Annotated in this window: 13 protein-coding genes; 7 read left to right on the forward strand and 6 right to left on the reverse strand. The window is 67.7% G+C overall.

Translation table 11 applies throughout. The features are described 5' to 3' along the window. Positions 1 to 354 precede the first annotated feature (354 nt). Positions 355 to 882, forward strand: coding sequence for a hypothetical protein (locus Q9R39_RS05985; RefSeq protein ID WP_311277197.1), 528 nt, complete (start codon positions 355 to 357; stop codon positions 880 to 882). Continuing rightward, positions 879 to 2,099: a hypothetical protein gene (locus Q9R39_RS05990; protein ID WP_311277198.1), complete on the forward strand. Its 1,221-nt coding sequence runs from the start codon at positions 879 to 881 to the stop codon at positions 2,097 to 2,099. The genes Q9R39_RS05985 and Q9R39_RS05990 overlap by 4 nt, the downstream gene beginning before the upstream one ends. 174 nt (positions 2,100 to 2,273) lie before the next feature. On the opposite strand, the gene Q9R39_RS05995 is transcribed toward Q9R39_RS05990, so the two are convergent. The 3 genes from Q9R39_RS05995 to Q9R39_RS06005 form a co-directional block, all read right to left on the reverse strand. Then, the gene (locus Q9R39_RS05995; protein WP_311277199.1) at positions 2,274 to 2,552 is read right to left on the reverse strand and encodes a hypothetical protein; all 279 of its coding nucleotides are present in this window, start codon (positions 2,550 to 2,552) and stop codon (positions 2,274 to 2,276) included. Positions 2,553 to 2,862: 310 nt separating this feature from the next. Continuing rightward, complete coding sequence (locus Q9R39_RS06000) at positions 2,863 to 3,222, reverse strand: Lsr2 family protein (RefSeq protein ID WP_226513021.1); 360 nt, start codon at positions 3,220 to 3,222, stop codon at positions 2,863 to 2,865. Positions 3,223 to 3,334: 112 nt separating this feature from the next. Then, the gene (locus Q9R39_RS06005) at positions 3,335 to 5,020 is read right to left on the reverse strand and encodes a hypothetical protein (protein ID WP_311277200.1); all 1,686 of its coding nucleotides are present in this window, start codon (positions 5,018 to 5,020) and stop codon (positions 3,335 to 3,337) included. Positions 5,021 to 5,211: 191 nt separating this feature from the next. On the opposite strand from Q9R39_RS06005, the gene Q9R39_RS06010 reads away from it, so the two are divergent. Both Q9R39_RS06010 and Q9R39_RS06015 read left to right on the forward strand, forming a co-directional pair. After that, entirely contained in the window at positions 5,212 to 5,970 is a 759-nt protein-coding gene (locus Q9R39_RS06010; RefSeq protein ID WP_311277201.1) for an HNH endonuclease family protein, read from the forward strand. Between the two features lie 46 nt (positions 5,971 to 6,016). Further along, on the forward strand, positions 6,017 to 7,570 hold the full coding sequence (locus Q9R39_RS06015; RefSeq protein ID WP_311277202.1) for a methyltransferase: 1,554 nt from the start codon (positions 6,017 to 6,019) through the stop codon (positions 7,568 to 7,570). A 182-nt stretch (positions 7,571 to 7,752) separates the two neighbouring features. Here Q9R39_RS06015 and Q9R39_RS06020 read toward each other — a convergent pair whose 3' ends face one another. From Q9R39_RS06020 to Q9R39_RS06030, 3 genes are all read right to left on the reverse strand, one after another. Further along, positions 7,753 to 8,922: a PLP-dependent aspartate aminotransferase family protein gene (locus Q9R39_RS06020; protein ID WP_058250282.1), complete on the reverse strand. Its 1,170-nt coding sequence runs from the start codon at positions 8,920 to 8,922 to the stop codon at positions 7,753 to 7,755. An 8-nt stretch (positions 8,923 to 8,930) separates the two neighbouring features. Continuing rightward, a complete protein-coding gene (gene opgC, locus Q9R39_RS06025; protein ID WP_058250006.1) occupies positions 8,931 to 10,232 on the reverse strand; it encodes an OpgC domain-containing protein in 1,302 nt (433 codons plus the stop codon). A gap of 69 nt (positions 10,233 to 10,301) precedes the next feature. After that, positions 10,302 to 12,089: a long-chain fatty acid--CoA ligase gene (locus Q9R39_RS06030; protein ID WP_311277203.1), complete on the reverse strand. Its 1,788-nt coding sequence runs from the start codon at positions 12,087 to 12,089 to the stop codon at positions 10,302 to 10,304. A 236-nt stretch (positions 12,090 to 12,325) separates the two neighbouring features. On the opposite strand from Q9R39_RS06030, the gene Q9R39_RS06035 reads away from it, so the two are divergent. The 3 genes from Q9R39_RS06035 to Q9R39_RS06045 all read left to right on the forward strand — a co-directional run bounded on the left by Q9R39_RS06035 (position 12,326) and on the right by Q9R39_RS06045 (position 18,918). Beyond that, positions 12,326 to 14,098 carry a DEAD/DEAH box helicase gene (locus Q9R39_RS06035; protein ID WP_058250008.1) on the forward strand — a complete coding sequence of 591 codons (1,773 nt, stop codon included), beginning with the start codon at positions 12,326 to 12,328 and terminating at the stop codon, positions 14,096 to 14,098. Between the two features lie 200 nt (positions 14,099 to 14,298). Continuing rightward, entirely contained in the window at positions 14,299 to 14,631 is a 333-nt protein-coding gene (locus Q9R39_RS06040; RefSeq protein WP_058250009.1) for a rhodanese-like domain-containing protein, read from the forward strand. Positions 14,632 to 14,736: 105 nt separating this feature from the next. Then, positions 14,737 to 18,918, forward strand: coding sequence for an AAA domain-containing protein (locus Q9R39_RS06045; protein WP_311277204.1), 4,182 nt, complete (start codon positions 14,737 to 14,739; stop codon positions 18,916 to 18,918). Positions 18,919 to 18,920 lie beyond the last annotated feature (2 nt).

Consider the following 18,920-nt stretch of genomic DNA (forward strand, 5'->3'; position numbering starts at 1 on the left):
GTGGGAGCCCGAGCGGTTTGAGGACCGCTCCATTGAAGAGAAGGTCGAGTCGTTCACGAACTCGGCATCGACGCTTGCTGGACGGGTGGTTGAGCGCTCGGCATCGTTGGTCATCGTGGTCGAGCTTCTGACGTTCAGTCCTTGGGACGACGGGACTCGGTGGGACAAGAAAGCGCGACAAGCCGATCTCGAGCTCGCCGCCGGCGAGCTCGGCGGCCTGCGTGACGGCGACTTGCAGGCGGCGACGGCCGAGTTCGAGAGCTTGATGAAGGCACTCCGCCGAAAGTCGATCAAGTGGGGTCGCGTCGCTGCCGCTACAGCAGTCGGAGCTGGCATCGGTGTGCTCACGGCTGGATGGGCGGCGCCGGCAAGGGCGGGGTCATCGGGGGAACGATGGGTTTGACGGGTGCCGCCGCTACCTCGGCGGGGTTGGCGGCGCTGGGCGGGGGTTCGCTCGCCGCGGGCGGATTCGGCGTCGCTGGCGGGACATTGCTGCTGTCCGGCCTGGGAGGGTTCGCCTTTGCCGGCGCCGCGGCGGCCGGCACCCGGTTCAGTCCGGTCGCGTCCCGGACGATTGCGGCCGAGGCCGTTAAGCTCGACCTGATCGCCCGCCTGGTCTTGGCAGACTCTCCAAACCGCGACGAGAAGATGCGTCGCGTCGTCGAGAGCCTGCAGGAGACGATCAACAACTTGACTGATCGTACGAAATTGCTCGTTGACAAGATCGACGCGCTGAAGGCTGAGAAGTCCAAGACCGACGCTGAAAACGCGTCTTTGAAGGAGGAGCTCGCGGAGCTGAAGACCGAGCTCCGCGAGATGCGTGCAGCCGCAACGACGCTCGAAGTCGTGCGCGACCGTCTGCCGGAGATGATCACGGCATGAGCGACGACGATGTTGAGCGCAACCTCGACACCCAGGCCCGCCGTCTCGCTGAACTCGACGAAGTCATCAGCGCTGCACTCGACGACACAACTCCGCCTATCGAACTCGATGCCAGCCCACGGCACCAGACCTATGAGCAACTAACAACATTGAACGATCAACTCCGTGAGCAGAAGCAGTGGACTGACATTGCTCTCGATGCTGCTCTGACTGAAAAGCAACGTCAGGCGTGGGAAAACTGGCTGCAGAAGCATCGCCTGGAGTGGAGAACTGGAGACTACCTCGCGGTCGGCGCCGCTGGCCTCGTCGGCCTGTTGTGTTCGTGGTTCGACATGACGATCGACGTCGAGGTGCGCGACCAGTTGAAGCGGCTGAGCGATTCGTCAATCGTGGGGCGCTGGGAGGCGGCCGGCAAGAGGCTGCCGGTGGACTATATGGGTCCGGGTTTCGGCGGCCGCGCGCATCGAGTGAAATCAGCTGGGCACGATCTGGCGCGGCCTGTCGAAGCGATCCGGCAAGTGATGCAGGGCGAGTTCCGGGGAATCCGCTGGGAGAATGGCGAAGCCGTTCCTGTCGTGGGCGGCGGCTTCCGCGGCAACCTCGCGCTTACCGAGGCATCCCTGAAGTTGGCCCAGCACCTGCTCGCAGACGTCGTGACTCCAATGAGTTTGCCTATGCCGGTGATGTCGTTCCTCTATGAAGCCAATAATGAGGCGTTAAGGCAGTTTGCCCTGCACTCGTACAGCGGGCTGAAGCCGGGAACAGGATGGAATCTCCGGAGCGGCGTTGCAACCCCGAGCATGACCGTCATGGTCACAGAAGTGCTGATCCGGACGTACGTTCACGCGGAGGCCTACACACAGACGGGGTCCGCGATGCTCGACTTGCCACAGGAACGCCGCCGCACGGAGTTGCTGCTCGCCGCGCATGGACTGGTCTCTGCGATCTCGCTCGGCAAGGTGACCGCCCAAGTCGCGGCGCACGCGGCGCAGCAGAACTACTTGCGCGCCGCGCACCCGTCGGTAATCCGGCATGCGAACATCCCAGCGCTTCTCAGAGCAGGAACCTTTGCGGCAACGGTTGTGGGTGATGCGCGCCGGGCATCTCAGATTCCGAGTGCTCGGTCGTGGGACGAGTTAGTCGTCGGCTCAGCACAGCCATGGCAGCTCGACCTCGTCGGAGGTTTCGAGACGACCGGATCCGCGTTCCTCGAATGACGCTGCAGGACATCCACCTGCTCCCTGTGTTCAGACGCTGAACCCCGCCCGGCTCCACGATGGGCGGGTTGGCCGATTCAGACTACTGACAACAGGACGATTCAGACTCCGACAACAAATGCGAACACGAGTTACGAGTCGCCAGCGGAACATGGGGCCGGAGGGGCGGTTAACCTATGGCGCCAGGACCTCGACCGCGTCGTCGTCGGCGAAGACGATCTGGTGATCGTCGGTCGAGATCGCCCAGCGGCGTAGTCGTGCGGTGCGCTCGTCGTCGATACGGGTCTCGACGGTGGTGTCGCCGGCCAGGTCCGCGAAGTCGTCGACGACCTCGCCCTCCCTTGTCGAACCGTCGTCGAGCGTGACCCTGACCCGGGCCGCCACGGCGACCTCCCCTGGGGCCTCGCCGTCAGCGTGGTCGGCGTCGACCGACTCGTTCTCCGTTGTGCTCATCCGGTTGTCCTGTCCCCTCGGGTGGCCTCCAACGGTGACTGCGTTGCACGTCGGTGGCACACCATGCGTGGACATCAGTTTATCAAAGATGTCCATTGACAGGATGAAGACGGGGAAGGTGCTGATCGGTGGCGGAATCCGCGCGGCATCTCGATTCGACGCCGCCGCAGGGTTTTTCCGCCCTGCCGGCGGAACTCCTTAGGGCAGAACGTAATCGGCGGGGGATCGACAATCAGCCCCGCGGAAGAACAATCGCCAGAGTCCGAAGAATCGGGCTCTGGCGATCAATGTGACAACACGGTGGGCTATATCAGTGTGCGGAGTTGTAGGCCTCGACGATGTCGTTCGGAATGCGGCCGCGTGCGGACACCTCATATCCGTTCTCCGCTGCCCAGTCTCGAATCGAGGCATTCACCGACGCACCACTCCCGGCGGAATTGGTCTTCGTCCGTGCTGATGGCGACCGTCGTCGGCCGCCGACCCGGGTCGATGCCTTGAGTAGTTTCGCGACTGTCACCTTGCCCTGCTCGATCTTGTCGAGATTGGCCGCGGACACGTCGAGCTCGTAGTCGACGCCGAGCCACGACCACGAAACGGTCTGTGCGTCTTGGGGATCGAGTTCGCGACCGTCCAGGTCGTCGACAAAGGTCACCGTCTGAATTTTCGACACGCCCCCAACGGTAGTCGATAGACGCGCGGGAAGCATGGACCTGCGCTTTCCCGGTGTCGGGATTCTCGGGCGAATCGTCCGACATCGCGATTACCGAATGCGCAACACGGAGTCAATTGCGGCCGGGAATGGCGAATCGGGGCGGTTCGGGATGGCGAATGGATTCTTCCGGACGTGACGGTTCCGATGTTCTCGACGCCGATGACCGGGAGGCTTCCGGCTTTCGCGTCGGCTTGATGCGGGGAGTCGAGTCGGTTGTCGTCCGCCGATTGGCCTCCGCGCCGAGTCCGCTGCCCGTCGTGTCGTCGACGCGTAGGCACATCGACCGGATTACGTGGTGCGCGGTCACCAGTCCGTAGGTCATCGGCAGGCCCAGGACCGTGACGAGCAGTCTGGTGGGTCGTAGCGGGCTGTCACCGACGATCGACGGCTCGATGACATTGCCTACTTCCCGGATCAAATGCAGCGCCAGCTTGTACGCATAATGCGCCGCGGTGATCGGCTTGCTGACGGTGAGCTCGTCGAGCGACACCGTCTCCCATGGATCCGCGCCGTGGCCGAGGTTGTGTCCGATGCCGAGGAAGATGTCGAGCGGAGCGCCACCAAAGACCGGAATCAGCGAACCGAACAGCGACGCGCCCATCTCGCCGACGGAGCGGTCCTCCGCCGGGTCGAGCGGAATGAGGTTGTGGTGGATGCGGATTCCGCGCATGACGCCGAGAATTCGTGTGGTCTCGGCCCGGATCGCGGGCGCATCGGCCGGGTTGTTCTCCTTTGCCTGCGCGGACACGTACCGCACCAGCCGTCCCAGGGTGAGTGAGCCGATCGGCGTGCAGGTCTCGACGTCGGCCAGCGCGAGGTGGTCGGCGATCTCGGACACGATCGGCGGGATCGGGATGTCGAAACGCACGGTGTCGCTGGGGCGCCCGGCCTGGGCGCGCTGCTCGTCGGTCACCCGCGCGACGCACTGGTCGAGAACTGTCTTGGCCGTGGCGCGCAGGAGGGCCTTCACCGCGAACTCGGAGGAGAAGACGAAGGCCGAGATGAGCCAGTTGTAGGTGACGAACGGCGCCAGGAAGTCGGCGTCCGTGCCGGCGAAGGGGCTACCGAGGTCGGGGGTCGAACCGGCGAGGACGCGCGCGGGGATCAGGACCGTGGTGAACAGGTACAGCCACACCGTCTCCACGGCCTGGATGACGGTGATGTTCCCGAGGGGGATGGCCTCGGTGTGCCGGCCGTCGCGGATCTTCAGCAGGTTCGACACGAGGAGCTGCGAGATCGGGTCGCGGTAGTCGAGTGCGGGGTCGTCGTCGTCGGCGCCGAGGGTGAGGGGGTGCTCGGTGACGGCGAGGGTCGACACGTGCAGACGGCGCATGTCGCGGTGCGCCGCGATCCGGCTCTGCCTCGCCGCGGCACGCAGAGACGGCGGCAGGACCTCGTACACCCCGTCGAAGACAGAGTCGTACACCACTGCGAGGTTCGTGAAATCACCGCTCGCGCAGCGTGTCTCGACGCCCTCGAGTGACTTCGGCGTCGGCAGCAGCGGGCTTGTCAGGGTCTCGATGCGCTCGAGTCGCTCCGGGTAGGTCTCGGTCTCCGGGTCGACGGTCGGAGTGAGATCGTGGACCGGCGTCGCACGCAGGGGTGACGCGGAGAAGGGTGCCGGGCTGCCGAGCACGGCGGCGGTGCCCGACCCGCCGGCAAGTGTGGGCAATGACATCGCCAGTGTGAACACGGCGATCATCCGCAGAACCCATGCCGGTACACCCCGCGCCGCATTGCCCCGACCTGAACTCATGCACCCACTACCCGAATAGTCGTCTGATGACCCGGCGACACCGCCGGCGATCGTGCGCCGCCGCGGCGTCGTGCGTGACCACAGCAGTCCGCGAAGGGAAAGTTAGTCGAACGAAGCTTAAGGTGCGCGGCGAGCACCCGCGCACCGGGTCGGCGAACGGGGATGTCGGTGCGCCGTGCAACGATTCCGGGGTGAGACGTCGAGCGGCACGGTTGTCGGGAGTACTTACCGCGGTGCCGGTCGCCGTGGTGCTCGTGTCGTGCGTCGGCGTCGAACCCGGTCCGGGCCTCGAGCGCCCCTCATCCGAGCGCACCCAGCCCATGCCCTCGACGAGCGGGCCGTCGTCACCGCCGGCTGGTGCGTCGCCGGATACGCTGCCACCGGCGGCCGGCCGGGAACAGGCCGATCTCGCGTCGCTGCAGGTGAAGGGTCGCGCACCCAAGACCGGATATGAACGGTCGCGATTCGGGAGGGCGTGGGACGACGCGGTCGACGTGCAGTACGGCCGCAACGGTTGCCGGACCCGGGAGGACATCCTGCGGCGAGACCTCACCGGCATCACCTTCCACGCCGACGGGTGCCGGGTGCTCGCCGGCACACTGGCCGACCCGTACACCGGTACGACGATGCCGTTCACCCGAGGCGAGGACACCTCGGCGCTGGTCCAGATCGACCACGTCGTCGCATTGTCGGACGCCTGGCAGAAGGGCGCGGCCGGGTGGACCGCGGTCAAGCGCATCGAGTTCGCGAACGACCCGCGAAATCTCCAGGCGGTCTCGGGAGCCGTGAACCAGCAGAAGGGAGACGGCGACGCGGCGACCTGGCTTCCGCCGAACAAGTCGTACCGATGCACCTACGTGAGCCGGCAGATCGAGGTCAAGAAGATCTACGGGCTGTGGGTGACGCCTGCCGAACGCGACGCGATGAGTCGGGTCCTCGCGTCGTGCTGAACCCGTCGAGCCGCGGGCGCGCCGGTCGTCGGTAGCCTTGGGGACCGTGACCGCGGACCAGGGACGACCCCAGCCATTCGCCGACCGCGTGGATCGTCATCCTCTGTCCGAGCCCGCCGTCGTGGCGACCCTCGGTGGTGATCTGCGGTCGGCGGGATACACGAACGACGGTGTCACCGAACTGCTCGGCGATGGCGCTCACGATGCCCTCGTCCGCGGTGTCTGGTGGCCGGCCCTCGCCGCGACGCGTGATGTCACCGACCAGCACCGCCGGCTGGCGACCCTCGTCCGACTGTTCCTGCTGGGCTCGGACGAACCCGAAGCCGCTGTCGCGGCGGCATTTCCGACGACGGGCGTCGATGTGCTGGTCACGCAGGGCGTGCTGGCCCGGGTCGATGAATCGCTTCTACGGGCCCGCCTTGACATTCGTCCGCACGCCGACGACACCCGCGACTACCTCGTCGTCGCCGACCAGGACGCCGCGATGCGGCCCGGACCCGTTGCCCGCGACCACGTCCTGGGGATCGGCGGCGCGTCGATCTCGCTGGCCCGGGCCGTCATCCGCGAACCCGTCCGCCGAGCTCTCGACATCGGAACCGGATGTGGCATCCAGGCGCTGCATCTCGATGCGCACTGCGAGCAGATCGTGGCCACCGACACGAACGACCGGGCGCTGGCGCTGGCTGCGGCGACGGCCCGCCTCAACGGGATGTCGTGGGATCTGCGGGCGGGGAGCATGTTCGAACCCGTCGCGGGGGAGCGGTTCGACCTGATCGTGTCCAACCCTCCGTTCGTCGTCGGCGCGGGCGGGCAGGACTACATCTACCGCGACTCGGGCGTCGTCGGAGACGGGTTGTGCGAGCAACTCGTCCGGGAGTTGCCCGCCCATCTGAATCCTGGTGGCACCGCCCAGATCCTGGCCAACTGGGTCATCCGCGAGGGCGAGGACTGGCGGGAACGGGTCCGCTCCTGGCTCGCCGGCACCGGACTCGACGCCTGGGTCGTCCAGCGGGAGGTCGCCGACCCCATCAGCTATGTGTCGCTGTGGTTGTCCGATGCCGGTGAGGACGAGGCGACCGCCGCGCGGCGAGGTGCGGAGTGGCTCGAATGGTTCGAGGCCAACGGCATCGTCGCCATCGGGATGGGCTCGATCACCGCCCGCGCCCCGCTCGAGGGCGAGCACCGCGAGCCCGACGTCGTGATCGAGGAGATCACCGGCGCCGGTGAAGAGGTGACCGGTCCCGAGGCCCAGGCGTTCCTCGCACGACGGCGCTACCTACGGGAGACCACGGACGAACAGCTGCTCGCTCGGCGGCTGTCGGTGGCCCCGGTCATGCTCGAGGAGCACTCGCTCCCGGGTGACGAGGGCTGGCAACAGGTGTCGGCAACTGTGCGCAGGCCCGGTGGTCCGGGCGCCGTACTCGGCGTCGACGAGGTCTCGCGCGCACTGCTTGCCGGCAGTCGGGGGCAGGTCCCGCTGGGCGTACTGCTCGAACTGCTCGCCGGCTTCCACGGCGTCGACGCCGAGGCCCTCGCGGAAGCCGCGTTGCCCGTCCTCCGCGAAGCGATCGGCCGGGGGATTCTCTACGAGTCGACCTGAGAGGGGTTGTGGCGGAGGTGGTTTCGACACGGCGCCTCGCTTCGCTCGGTGCCGGCTCAACCAGCGGGGGTGGGCTCTCGGCTTCGCTCGGTGCCGGCTCAACCAGCGGGGGTGGGCTCTCGGCTTCGCTCGGTGCCGGCTCAACCAGCGGGGGTGGGCTCTCGGCTTCGCTCGGTGCCGGCTCAACCAGCGGGGGTGGCCGGGAAGGTCGCGTCGAGCGCCGCGGCGAGATCCGCGATGAGATCGTCGGCGTCTTCCAGCCCGACGGAGAACCGCAGATGTCCCCACTCGCGGAACGGTTCGGGGTAGGCCGCGACCCGTGGGCCGTCGGTGCCGACATGGACGATGAGTGACTCGTCGTGTCCCAACGACACCGCCGAGGTGATCGTCGTCAGCGCCGCGACGAATCGGTTCTGGGTGGCCGGATCGCCGCGCACCGCGAACGCGATCATGGCCCCGAAGCCGCGGCCGCCGAACTGTCGTGCCGCGAGGTCGTGTTCGGGATGCGACGCCAGACCCGGGTACCGCACGTAGGTGATGCGCGGGTCGTCGTCGAGGAAGGCCGCGACCCGCTCGGCATTGCGTTGATGCTGGGCGAACCGGAGCGGCAGGGTGATCGCGCCGCGGGCGATCAGCCATGCGTTGAACGGCGAGATGACGCCGCCGACGTCGACCATCGCCTGTTCCCGGATCTGCGACATGAGCTCCGACCGGCCGAGCACGGCACCGCCCATGGCGTCGCCGTGCCCGTTGATGTACTTGGTCAGCGAATGGACGACGAGGTCCGCGCCGTCGGCGAGCGGACGGTACAGAGTGGGCGGCGTGAAGGTGGCGTCGACGAGCAGCAGGGCGTCGGCGTCGGCGGCGATCTGCGCCAGCGCGCCGATGTCGGCGACCTTCGTCGTCGGATTGGCGATCGTCTCGGCGATCAGCATGCGGGTGCTGGGGCGCAGGGCGGCCCGGGTGGCGTCGAGATCGCCGACATCGACGAAGGTCGCCTCGATCCCGTACTTGGTCGGCAGCAGTTCCGACCAGAGCTTCCAGGTGGCCTCGTAGGTGGTGTCGGACACCACCACGTGGTCCCCGGCGGACAGGAACGTGAAGAACACCGCGTGCAGCGCGGCCACGCCCGAGGCCAGGACGACGGCGTCGTCGGCCTCTTCCAGTGCGGCCAGCTTGTCCTGCAGCGCAACCTGATTGGCGCCGGTGTTGCGTGTGTAGAACAGTTGCTCGGTGCCCGACCAGCTCATCGCCTCGGGTTCGGGCGGGAGGTGATACGAGTTCGCCATCGTGATGGGCGTCCGCACCGACGGGCCCGACGAATCGTTTCCGGCGTGCACGCTGCGTGTCATCTCACCCGTCACGGATGAACTCCCATCGGCTCGGTCGCACGTGTCCCGGCCGGCGCTGTTCCGGCCCGGACTGGCCCGTCTCGTTCTGGCCCGTCTTCGGCTGTCCCGGTCCGGTCGACGCCGGGCAGGTCGTCGACGACCGGTCGGGGTTCCCGGGTGACGTCCGAGCTCTCCGGGGTGGGGACGCCGGGCTCGGGGCCGGGGACGATGTCGGGTCGATGCGGACGCACGAGCCGGACCATCCGCAGCGGTAGTTTGTGCAGTTTGTCGACGTGAGCGAAGTACCGGAACTCGGCCCACCCCCAGCAGGCGGCGAACACCAGGAGCGCGACGGCGTCCATCGTGACGGTGTTCCAGGGGCGGTGTGCGATGTGGATCGGCACCACGACGAGGGCGATCGCCTGGATGACGTAGGAGTCGAGACTGCGGGTACCGGTCATGACGAGTGGGCGCAGCCAGTTGTGATGCCACCACCTGAGCAACAGTCGGAAGATCCCGTAGACGGCCGGAATGGCCAGATAGGCGCCGATCGCGCGGGCCGGGCGGAAGTCGAGTTTGTCGGCGACCGCCGGTTCGAGATGGGCCCACGGCCCGTAGTCGATGCCGAAGTGAAAGAACAGTGCCACCGCGAGCGCGACGGCGACGATCGCGATGATCCAGCGGTCGACGAACTCCGTCACACGCCACTGCGACCAGTTCCAGCCGATCACCAGTGCCGGGACGAACATGATCTGCCAGCCGGCGACGTTCTGGATGTGCGGTGCCGCCTGGTAGGCGCTCAGATAGAACCAGTCGGGGGAGTGGACCAGCGAGATCAGGTACAGGGCGATCGAACCGGCGAGCACCCAGCGCCACCAGCCCTGACGCAGGAGGGGGAACAGCCCGAAGGCGGAGATGAGCAAGACCATGTACAGCAGCAGGATGTTGCCCCCGCTGGGCAGGTAATCCATGGTCAGCGCCAGGCGCAGGCCGTCACCCCACCCGTCGACCGGCAGCAGGAGTGTCAGCCATCGGTGACCGGCCAGGGCGGCCGCGACCGCGACGAGGGCGATCGCCAGCTGGCACAGATAGAGGACGACGATCCGCTTGGCAAGACGCTTGTATGCGAAAGCCAGCCCATGGCGAGCGACCCATCGTTGATAGACCAGACCCAGCACGACGCCCGAGAGCATCACGAACGCGGACATGCCGTCGACGTACGGGAAGGCGTGGGTCGGGGTGGCCAGCACGGACTCATGCGCGAAGTGCGCGGTGATCATGCTCCAGATGGCCACCCCGCGGGTGGCATCGATGGCCAGGTCTCGTTTCATTGACTTGCACGATAGACAGCGCCGCGGCCCGGGGGCATCCCGGGCCGCGGCGAGTCGTGAGAGATCCGCTCAGGTGTAGAGGTCGGCGATCGCTTCCTTGTGCGCGTCGTGGATGACATTGCGCTTGAGCTTCATGGTCGGGGTGAGCTCACCGGTGTCGATGGTGAAATCGGTGTCCAGGATCGAGAACTTCTTGATCGCCTCGGCGTTGGAGACCTTGGTGTTCGCCTCCTTGACCGCGGCGTCGATCTCGGCCTTGAGATCGGCGTTCTCGACCAGGTCCGAGATCGGGGTGTCGGCGGGCAGGCCATGACGGTCCAACCAACCGGGCACGGCCTCGGGGTCGATCGTGATCAGCGCGGCGATGAACGGCTTGTTGTCGCCGACGACGAGGCATTGGCTCACCATCGGGTGCGCCCGGATGGTGTCCTCGAGCTGCGCCGGGGAGACGTTCTTGCCGCCCGCGGTGACGATCAGTTCCTTTTTGCGGCCGGTGATGAAGAGGTAGCCGTCGTCGAGGGTGCCGATGTCACCGGTGTGGAACCACCCGTCGCGGATCGCGTCGTCGGTGGCGGACTGGTTCTTCCAGTACCCACCGAACACGACCGGCCCCTTGAGCAGGACCTCGCCGTCGTCGGCGATGGCGACGGTGACGCCGGGGATCGGGCGTCCGACCGAACCGACCTTCTGGTTCTCCTCGTTGTTGGCCGTCACCGCGGCCGTGGTCTCCGACAATCCGTAGCCCTCGTACACCGGGATGCCGACGCCGCGGAAGAAGTGGCCGAGGCGCGCACCGAGCGGAGCGCCACCGGAGATCGCTCCCTCGCACTGGCCGCCGAGGGCGTCGCGCAGCTTTCCGTACACGAGCTTGTCGAAGACGGCGTGCCGGAGCTTCAGGCCGAGGCCGACCTTGCCGGCTTCCGTCGCCTTGCTGTATTCGATCGCCGTGTCGGTGGCCTTGTCGAAGATCGACCCCTTGCCGCCGTCGTAGGCCTTCTGCTTGGCCGAGTTGTACACCTTCTCGAACACGCGCGGCACCGACAGCACGTAGTTCGGCTTGAACACGCCCAGGTCCGCGACGAGGTTCGTCAGGTCGTTGGTGTGGCCGAGGATCACGCCGTTCTCGACGCAGCCGACGGCGACGACGCGGGCGAAGATGTGCGCCAGCGGCAGGAAGAGCAGCGTCGACTTGCCCTCCCGCATACCGGCGCCGACCGCGTCGCGGGTCGCGGCCGTCTCGGCGAGGAAATTCGCGTGCGTCAGGACGACGCCCTTCGGCCGTCCGGTGGTGCCCGAGGTGTAGATCAGCGTGGCGGCATCCGACGACAACGCATTCGCCTGACGCTGGTCGAGGTCCGCGTCGGCGGTCTTCGCGCCGCGCTTGGTGACCGTGGGGAGCGCGTGGTCGTCGATGACCAGGGTCTCGTTGAGGGTGGGCGTCTCGTCGATGACCCGGAGATGGCGGGTGTAGTGCTCATGGTTCTCGACGAACAGCAGCTTGGCGCCGGAGTCCTCGAGAATCCACTGGACCTGGTCGGGGGCGGACGTCTCGTAGATCGCGACGGTGCACGCCCCGGCGCGCCAGATCGCGTAGTCCAGCACGGTCCACTCGTAGCGCGTCGACGACAGGATCGCGACGCGGTCACCGGCCTGCACACCCGAGGCGATCAGACCCTTCGCGACCGCGTCCACCTCGTCGGTGAAGTGCTTGGCGGTGACGTTGACCCACTGGTTGTGCGAGCGCTTGCGGAAGAGCGGCATCGTGGGGCGCTCCGCGCGGTAGCGCAGGATCGTGTCGACGGTCGTCGCCTTGTCGTCGATCGTCAGATCGGACGGGGTGGCGTACTGCTGCTGCATGGCACTCCTGAGACGGGAGAACAAATGGACATTCCGGACACCGGTGTGCGTGTGACCGGGACCGATGGCCGGATGAGTGGCACTGACAGTACCAGTATTCGTTAGATGCATCACACCGGTGACCGAACGTGGCTCGTGCCCTGCTCAGGGGGCTGGTGCGACCCCGCCCGGGCGTGATGCCGACTTTCTGGTGGACGGCCATTACAGTTGAGGGCGATGAATGAGACTTCCGCCGCATGAGTACCTCGAATCACGGCGAGCACGACGCCCCCGCCGACCCGCAGGTCGGCTCGTTCGACGACCTCGAGATCGACCCGCGGGTACGCGCGGCCATCACCGACGTCGGCTATGAAACCCCGTCGCCCATCCAGGCGGCGACCATCCCGCCGCTCATGGACGGACGCGATGTCGTCGGCCTCGCGCAGACCGGTACCGGCAAGACCGCCGCGTTCGCCATCCCGATCCTGTCCCGCCTCGACACCTCCGCGCGTACCCCGCAGGCGCTGATCCTCGCGCCGACGCGAGAGCTGGCACTGCAGGTCTCCGAGGCCTTCGGCAAGTATTCGGCGCACATGCCCGAGGTGAAGGTGCTGCCGATCTACGGCGGGCAGTCCTACGGCGTCCAACTCGCGGGTCTGCGTCGCGGCGCGCAGGTCATCGTCGGCACACCCGGTCGGGTCATCGACCACCTCGATCGCAAGACCCTCGACATCTCCGGTCTGGAGTTCCTGGTCCTCGACGAAGCCGACGAGATGCTGACGATGGGCTTCGCCGAGGACGTCGAGCGCATCCTCGCCGAGACCCCGGACACCAAGCAGGTCGCGCTGTTCTCGGCGACCATGCCCAGTGCCATCCGGCGCCTCGCGCAGAAGTACCTGAACTCGCCGCAGGAGATCACGGTCAAGTCCAAGACCGCGACCGCGCAGAACATCACGCAGCGCTATCTCCAGGTTTCCCACCAGCGCAAGCTGGACGCGCTGACACGCTTCCTCGAGGTCGAGACCTTCGACGCGATGATCGTGTTCGTCCGCACCAAGCAGGCGACCGAAGAACTCGCCGAGAAGCTGCGCTCTCGCGGGTTCTCCGCGGTCGCCATCAACGGCGACCTCGCGCAGGCGCAGCGGGAACGGACCATCAACCAGCTGAAGAACGGCTCGATCGACATCCTCGTCGCGACCGATGTCGCGGCCCGCGGGCTCGACGTCGACCGCATCTCGCATGTCGTGAACTACGACATCCCGCACGACACCGAGTCCTACGTGCACCGCATCGGCCGTACCGGGCGCGCCGGCCGCTCGGGAAACGCGCTGCTGTTCGTCTCGCCGCGCGAACGCCACCTGCTGCGTGCGATCGAGCGCGCCACGCGGCAGACGCTGACCGAGATCGGCCTGCCCAGCGTGGACGATGTCAACGCACAGCGGGTCGCGAAGTTCGCCGACTCGATCACCCAGAACCTGTCGTCGGACAACCTGGATCTGTTCCGCGGGCTGATCGAGAACTATGCGCGGGACAACGACGTCGCGATGGCCGACATCGCGGCCGCGCTGGCGCTCGAGACACGTGACGGCGGTTTCCTGATGACCCCGGACCCGCCGCAGTCGGAGAAGCGCTCCGAGCGTGAGCGTGCTCCGCGGCGCCCGGGCGCGAGCTTCGCGACGTACCGCATCGCCGTCGGCCGCAAGCACAAGGTGTCGCCCGGTGCGATCGTCGGTGCCATCGCCAACGAGGGCGGCCTGACCCGTGCCGACTTCGGCAACATCAGCATCCGCGACGACTTCAGCCTCGTCGAGCTTCCCGATGATCTCGACAACGAGACCCTCTCGTCGCTGCGGCACACGAAGATCGGGAAGAACCCGATCGACATCCGCAAGGACATGGGCGCACCGCGCACGCGCGGGGGCGCAAAGCGCGGGGCGGGCGGGCACGGCGGCGGTCGGGACGGTCGTCGTGGCGACAACTGGGGTAAGCGTCCGTCCCCGCGTGTCGCGGGGCGCGGCCGCCATTCCTGACCCCGACGGTTCCGCTGCGGATCGCCTACCAGAAGGAGCGCATGACTGCGCCCTTCTGAGAGCTGTGTGAGAAAACTTGTCAATTCGAGATCGTTCCGTAACCTGGTCGACGGGGGTCATTACGCCACGGCCGTCACCCGATGGCCGTCGCGAACGCATGAACACGGACAAATTCGAGCAACAGGATTGGTGAGTCACCGGTGTCAGTGGTGAATTCGATTTCGGCAGTCGAGGCAATGAATCACAGCCGCGAGGGGAACGCGGTCGTCGTCGACGCGCGTCCCCAGGTGGTTCGGCATCAGGGGAGTCTGCCCGGTGCCCTCGTGGTCGACCCGACCGAGGTGCCGAAGCGGTTCACCCCGACTCCGTCGGGCACCTTCCCGGTGATCCGCGACCGCGACACCGAGATCGCCGTGGTGTCGGTCCGTTCAGAGGCCCCGCGGATCGCCGAACAGATCGCCGAGTGCGGATACACCAACGTGCGCTATGTCGACGGCGGATACCGCGCGCTGCGTTCGAGCTCCGTCGGCTGACCGGCTCGGTGTCGGGAATCCGGCCGACCCGCGCGGAGGCACGGAGTTCCTCTGACCAGCGTCTTGTAGCGTAGGAGTCGCCGGCGACGAGAGGAACACATCGGTATGCAGGATGACACGCGCGAGACGTTGCGCGATCAGGTCACCCGGCTGATGACGTTTCTGGCCGATCTCGTCCGGTCTCGCTCCGGAGACGTCCACGACATCTCCGACCACCCCGGCCATGTCTGGGTCGGTCCGTCCACCGCCGTCGCCGTCCGGTCGAACGCGGTGCCGGGCCAGGTGGTGGTCGAGGTCGGTCCGGACGACCCCGACGCCGCTCGGGCCTGCGCGGTCCATGCCGAATTCGCCGCGTTGGTCGACGCGCTCGGCGCGGAGCCCGAAGAACTCGAACTCGTCATCGCGTCCGCACTGGTCACGGTGCGGGACGCGACAGACGCTGACGCCGACCCATTGGTCCGCGAACATCTCCTCAGTCAGGTTCTGGTCGCCGACCGCGACGCGGACGACACGATCCGGTTCTCGCTCGGGGCGGGCTCGTCTCCCGCAGTTCGCGATACCCATCTGCTCGCTGCTCTCGACGGTCTCGATCTCGCGGGCGCGGTCGGGATCCGCGGCAAGCTGTCGGCGCAGACCTCGGTGCTGTCGCCGAAGACCTCCGAGCTGATGGCCGAGTGGCGCGAGGCGATCGAAGTCGACGCCGAGCGTGTGTCGTTGACGGTCGAGAGCCGGCCCGCGGTGGTCCTCCGCCGTCGCGGGGTGGGGAGTTCCCCCGCGTTCTACGACGCCATCATCGACGACCTGCGGGACGAGGAGTCGGAGGTACCGGTCGCACTGACCCAGCTCGTCCGCCCGATCGAGGCGCCCGACCGACTCGCCGCCCTCCGCGCCCCCGGCGTCCTCGATCCAGCGGACCTGGTCGCCGATGCGCTGTTCCCGCTGCCGTCCAATGCCGAACAGCGCGATGTGCTCGCCCGGCTCGGGTCCGACACCGGTGTGGTGGTCGAGGGTCCGCCCGGAACCGGCAAGACCCACACCATCGCCAACGTGACCTCGGCCTTGCTGGCGAAAGGACAGCGCGTCCTGGTCGTCAGCGAGAAAGCCCATGCGCTCCACGTGCTCCGGGACATGCTGCCGCCCGCTCTGCGGGCGCTCACGGTGTCGATCGCCGACGTGTCCCAGGACAGTTCCGAGGGCATCGTCGATGCGGTGACCGAGCTCGCCGAACGCAAGGCGTCGTTCACGCCCGGGGTCGCCGACGCGGAGATCGCCGACCTGGCCGCGCGCCGCGATCACGCTCTGCGACAACGGGATCAGCTGCTCCGCGAACTCTGGGACCTCCGTGCGGAAGAGACCGAGGTCCACGAATGGGTCGCGGGGGACTATCGGGGATCCCCGGCGGAGATCGTCCGCCGGGTGCGGGCAGACGCCGCCGCGTTCGACTGGCTGCCCGGGCCGGTCCACGGCGCGGTGCCCCCGCTGGACTCGGCCGAGTTCGTCCGGCTGGCAGACCTGCTCGCGAGCACCGGTGGCTCCGGATCGCGTCTCGCGCAACGGTTCGTCGACCTCGACCACCACCTGCCCGAGCCGGCGGAGATGGACTCCATCTGCACCCGGATCGCCGCGCGGCCCCGCGAGCCGATGGCCGGCGCCGGGACGCTGCTGTCGGTGCTCGACGGGGTCGACAGTGACCGATTGGTCCGGATCAAGGACATCTGCGACGAACTCGCCGTCGCCTCCGGCGAGGTGGCGTCGTACCCGGAGCCGATCGTCGACATGGCGGACCGGCTGCTCGCCGGACGCGCCGCGCACCTCTGGTCGCGGGTGACGACGCTGTCACCGGTCATCGCCGAGGCCGCTCGTCGGGACCGTGACCTGGGCGCGCATGCGGTCGTCGTCGACGGGGCGCGGCCCGGCGACGCCGCGTTGTTCGACGCCGCCGCCGACTTCCTGCGAGACGGCGGTCAGTGGCGGGGACGGTTGCGGCGTTCGCCCGAGCAGCGCGCGGTCGAGGAGTCGCCGGTGCGGGCCACCGTGGACGGTCGGCCTCCTCGCGACGAGGCCTCGTTGCGCCGGGTCGCCGATCACCTCACCGTCATCGACGCGGTACATCAGGTGCATCGCATCCTGGCGGACCTGCACGTCCCGGTGGACGCGTCGGGGTCGCGGTCGGCGCAGCTCGACCACCTCGTCCGCCTGGACAACCAACTGGCGTGGATCTCGAGGCTGCTCACCGGCCGGGAGCATCTCGTCCGTGAACTCGAGGCGATCAGCCCCGGCGGCCCGAGACCACGCACCGTCGCCGAGGCAGCCGAGGTGGCTGATCAGGCGCGATCGGTGGCGGCCGCCAACGGCGCGGTCCTCGCCGAACAGGAACTCGCCGACCGCGTGTACGGCCTGACGACCGAACTCGAACAGGGGCCGTCGCCGGAGGGTGACGCGCTGCTCTCGGCACTCGCCACGGCCGACCCGGTCGCGATCCGAGACGCGCGGCGCGCGTTCGCGGCCGCCGCAGCCGAGGCCGACGAGCAGAATGCCCTGGAGCTTCTCGGGCTCCGATTGCGCAGCCGGGCACCCGAACTCGCGAAGACGATGTGGTCGAGCGCGCAGGACCCGATCTGGACCGAACGCGCCCGGGACATGGGCGCGGCGTGGGCGTGGCGGTTCGCCCACACCTGGGCGGAGGAACGCAGCGATCCGTTCGCCGAGGACCGGCTGCAGTCCGACCTCGATGCCGTCGAGGTCGACATCGCGGCCCTCACCACCCGGCTGGCCTCTGCGCGCGCCGTCCGCGAGGTGCTGGCGCGCACCACGGCCGGCGAGTTGCAGGCCGTCCAGTCCTACCGCGACCACATGATCAACCTGGGCAAGGGATCGGGCAAGCACGCCAATCGTTTCCGACGCGCGGCGCGCGAGGCCATGGCCGAGGCGCGCAACGCCGTGCCCGCCTGGATCATGTCGATCAGCCAGGTGGCCGAGACCCTCCCACCGCGCCGCAACTCCTTCGACGTCGTCATCGTCGACGAGGCGTCCCAGGCCGACATCACCAGCGCCTTCCTTCTCTGGCTGGCCCCGCGCGTGATCGTCGTCGGTGACGACAAGCAGTGCGCGCCCGTCGGTCTCAGCGGCACCAGCCTCGATTCCGCGTTCGCCGAACTCGATGCCACGCTGCCCGACCTCCCGACATACCTACGCGACGGGTTGACGCCGCGGTCCAGCCTGTTCTCGTTGTTGCGCAGCCGTTTCGGCAACGTCGTGGGACTGCGGGAACACTTCCGGTCCATGCCCGAGATCATCGAGTTCTCGTCGCGCCAGTTCTACGGGTCCGCGCCGCTGATTCCGGTGCGCCAGTACGGTTCCGACCGGCTCGAACCATTGCGGACGGTCGCGGTCGACGGAACGGCCACCGGGACCGGCAACGGCATCAGCAACGAGGCCGAGGCGGCCGCCATCGTCGACGCCCTCCGGGGGTGTTTGGTCGATCCGGCATACGACGATCTGGACTTCGGTGTGATCGCGTTGCAGGGCGTCAAGCAGGTGGAGACGATCGAGAAGGCGCTGCGCGCCGCGATCGACACCGACACCTGGCGCTCGCGGCGTATCCGCGTCGGCTCACCCCCGGATTTCCAGGGAGACGAGCGGCGCGTGGTCTTCCTGTCGATGGTCGTCTCGGACGCCGGTGCGATCTCCGCGCTGACCCGCGCGGAGTCCCAACGCCGGGTCAACGTGGCGGCCACCCGGGCCATGGACCAGTTGTGGCTGTTCCATTCGATCGGACTCGACGAGTTGCGCCCCAACGACCTTCGTGCCTCGCTGCTGTCCTATGTGTCCGCCAACGAGGGTCCGTCGATCGGAGCCATGCCGTCCGACGTGCCCGACGATCGCCGCGTGAGCCCGTTCGACAACCTCCTCGAACAGCGCGTGTTCAACCGTCTCGCGGCGCTCGGCTATCACGTGACCCCGAAGGTCACGGTCAACAACCGGATCGTCGACCTGGTCGTGTTGGGGGCCGATGCGCGCATGGCCGTCGAGTGTGATGCCGACGAGTTCGCCGGGACCGGGCAGCAGGCTCGGTCGGATCTGGAACGCGAGCGTGAATTGCGCCGTTGCGGTTGGGAATTCGTCCGCGTGCGCGAGTCGGAGTTCGAACTCGATCCCGATCGCGTGCTCGACCATGTCGCCGCCGTGCTCGACGAGCGCGGATGCAAGCCGGGGTCGCTCGTCGCGGTTCAGACGACGGATGATGTCGGGAGATGGCAGCCGATCGATCTCACCGCGGGGGAGTGACG

Source organism: Gordonia sp. AC31 (assembly GCF_031844505.1).
Taxonomy (GTDB): Bacteria; Actinomycetota; Actinomycetes; order Mycobacteriales; family Mycobacteriaceae; genus Gordonia; species Gordonia hongkongensis.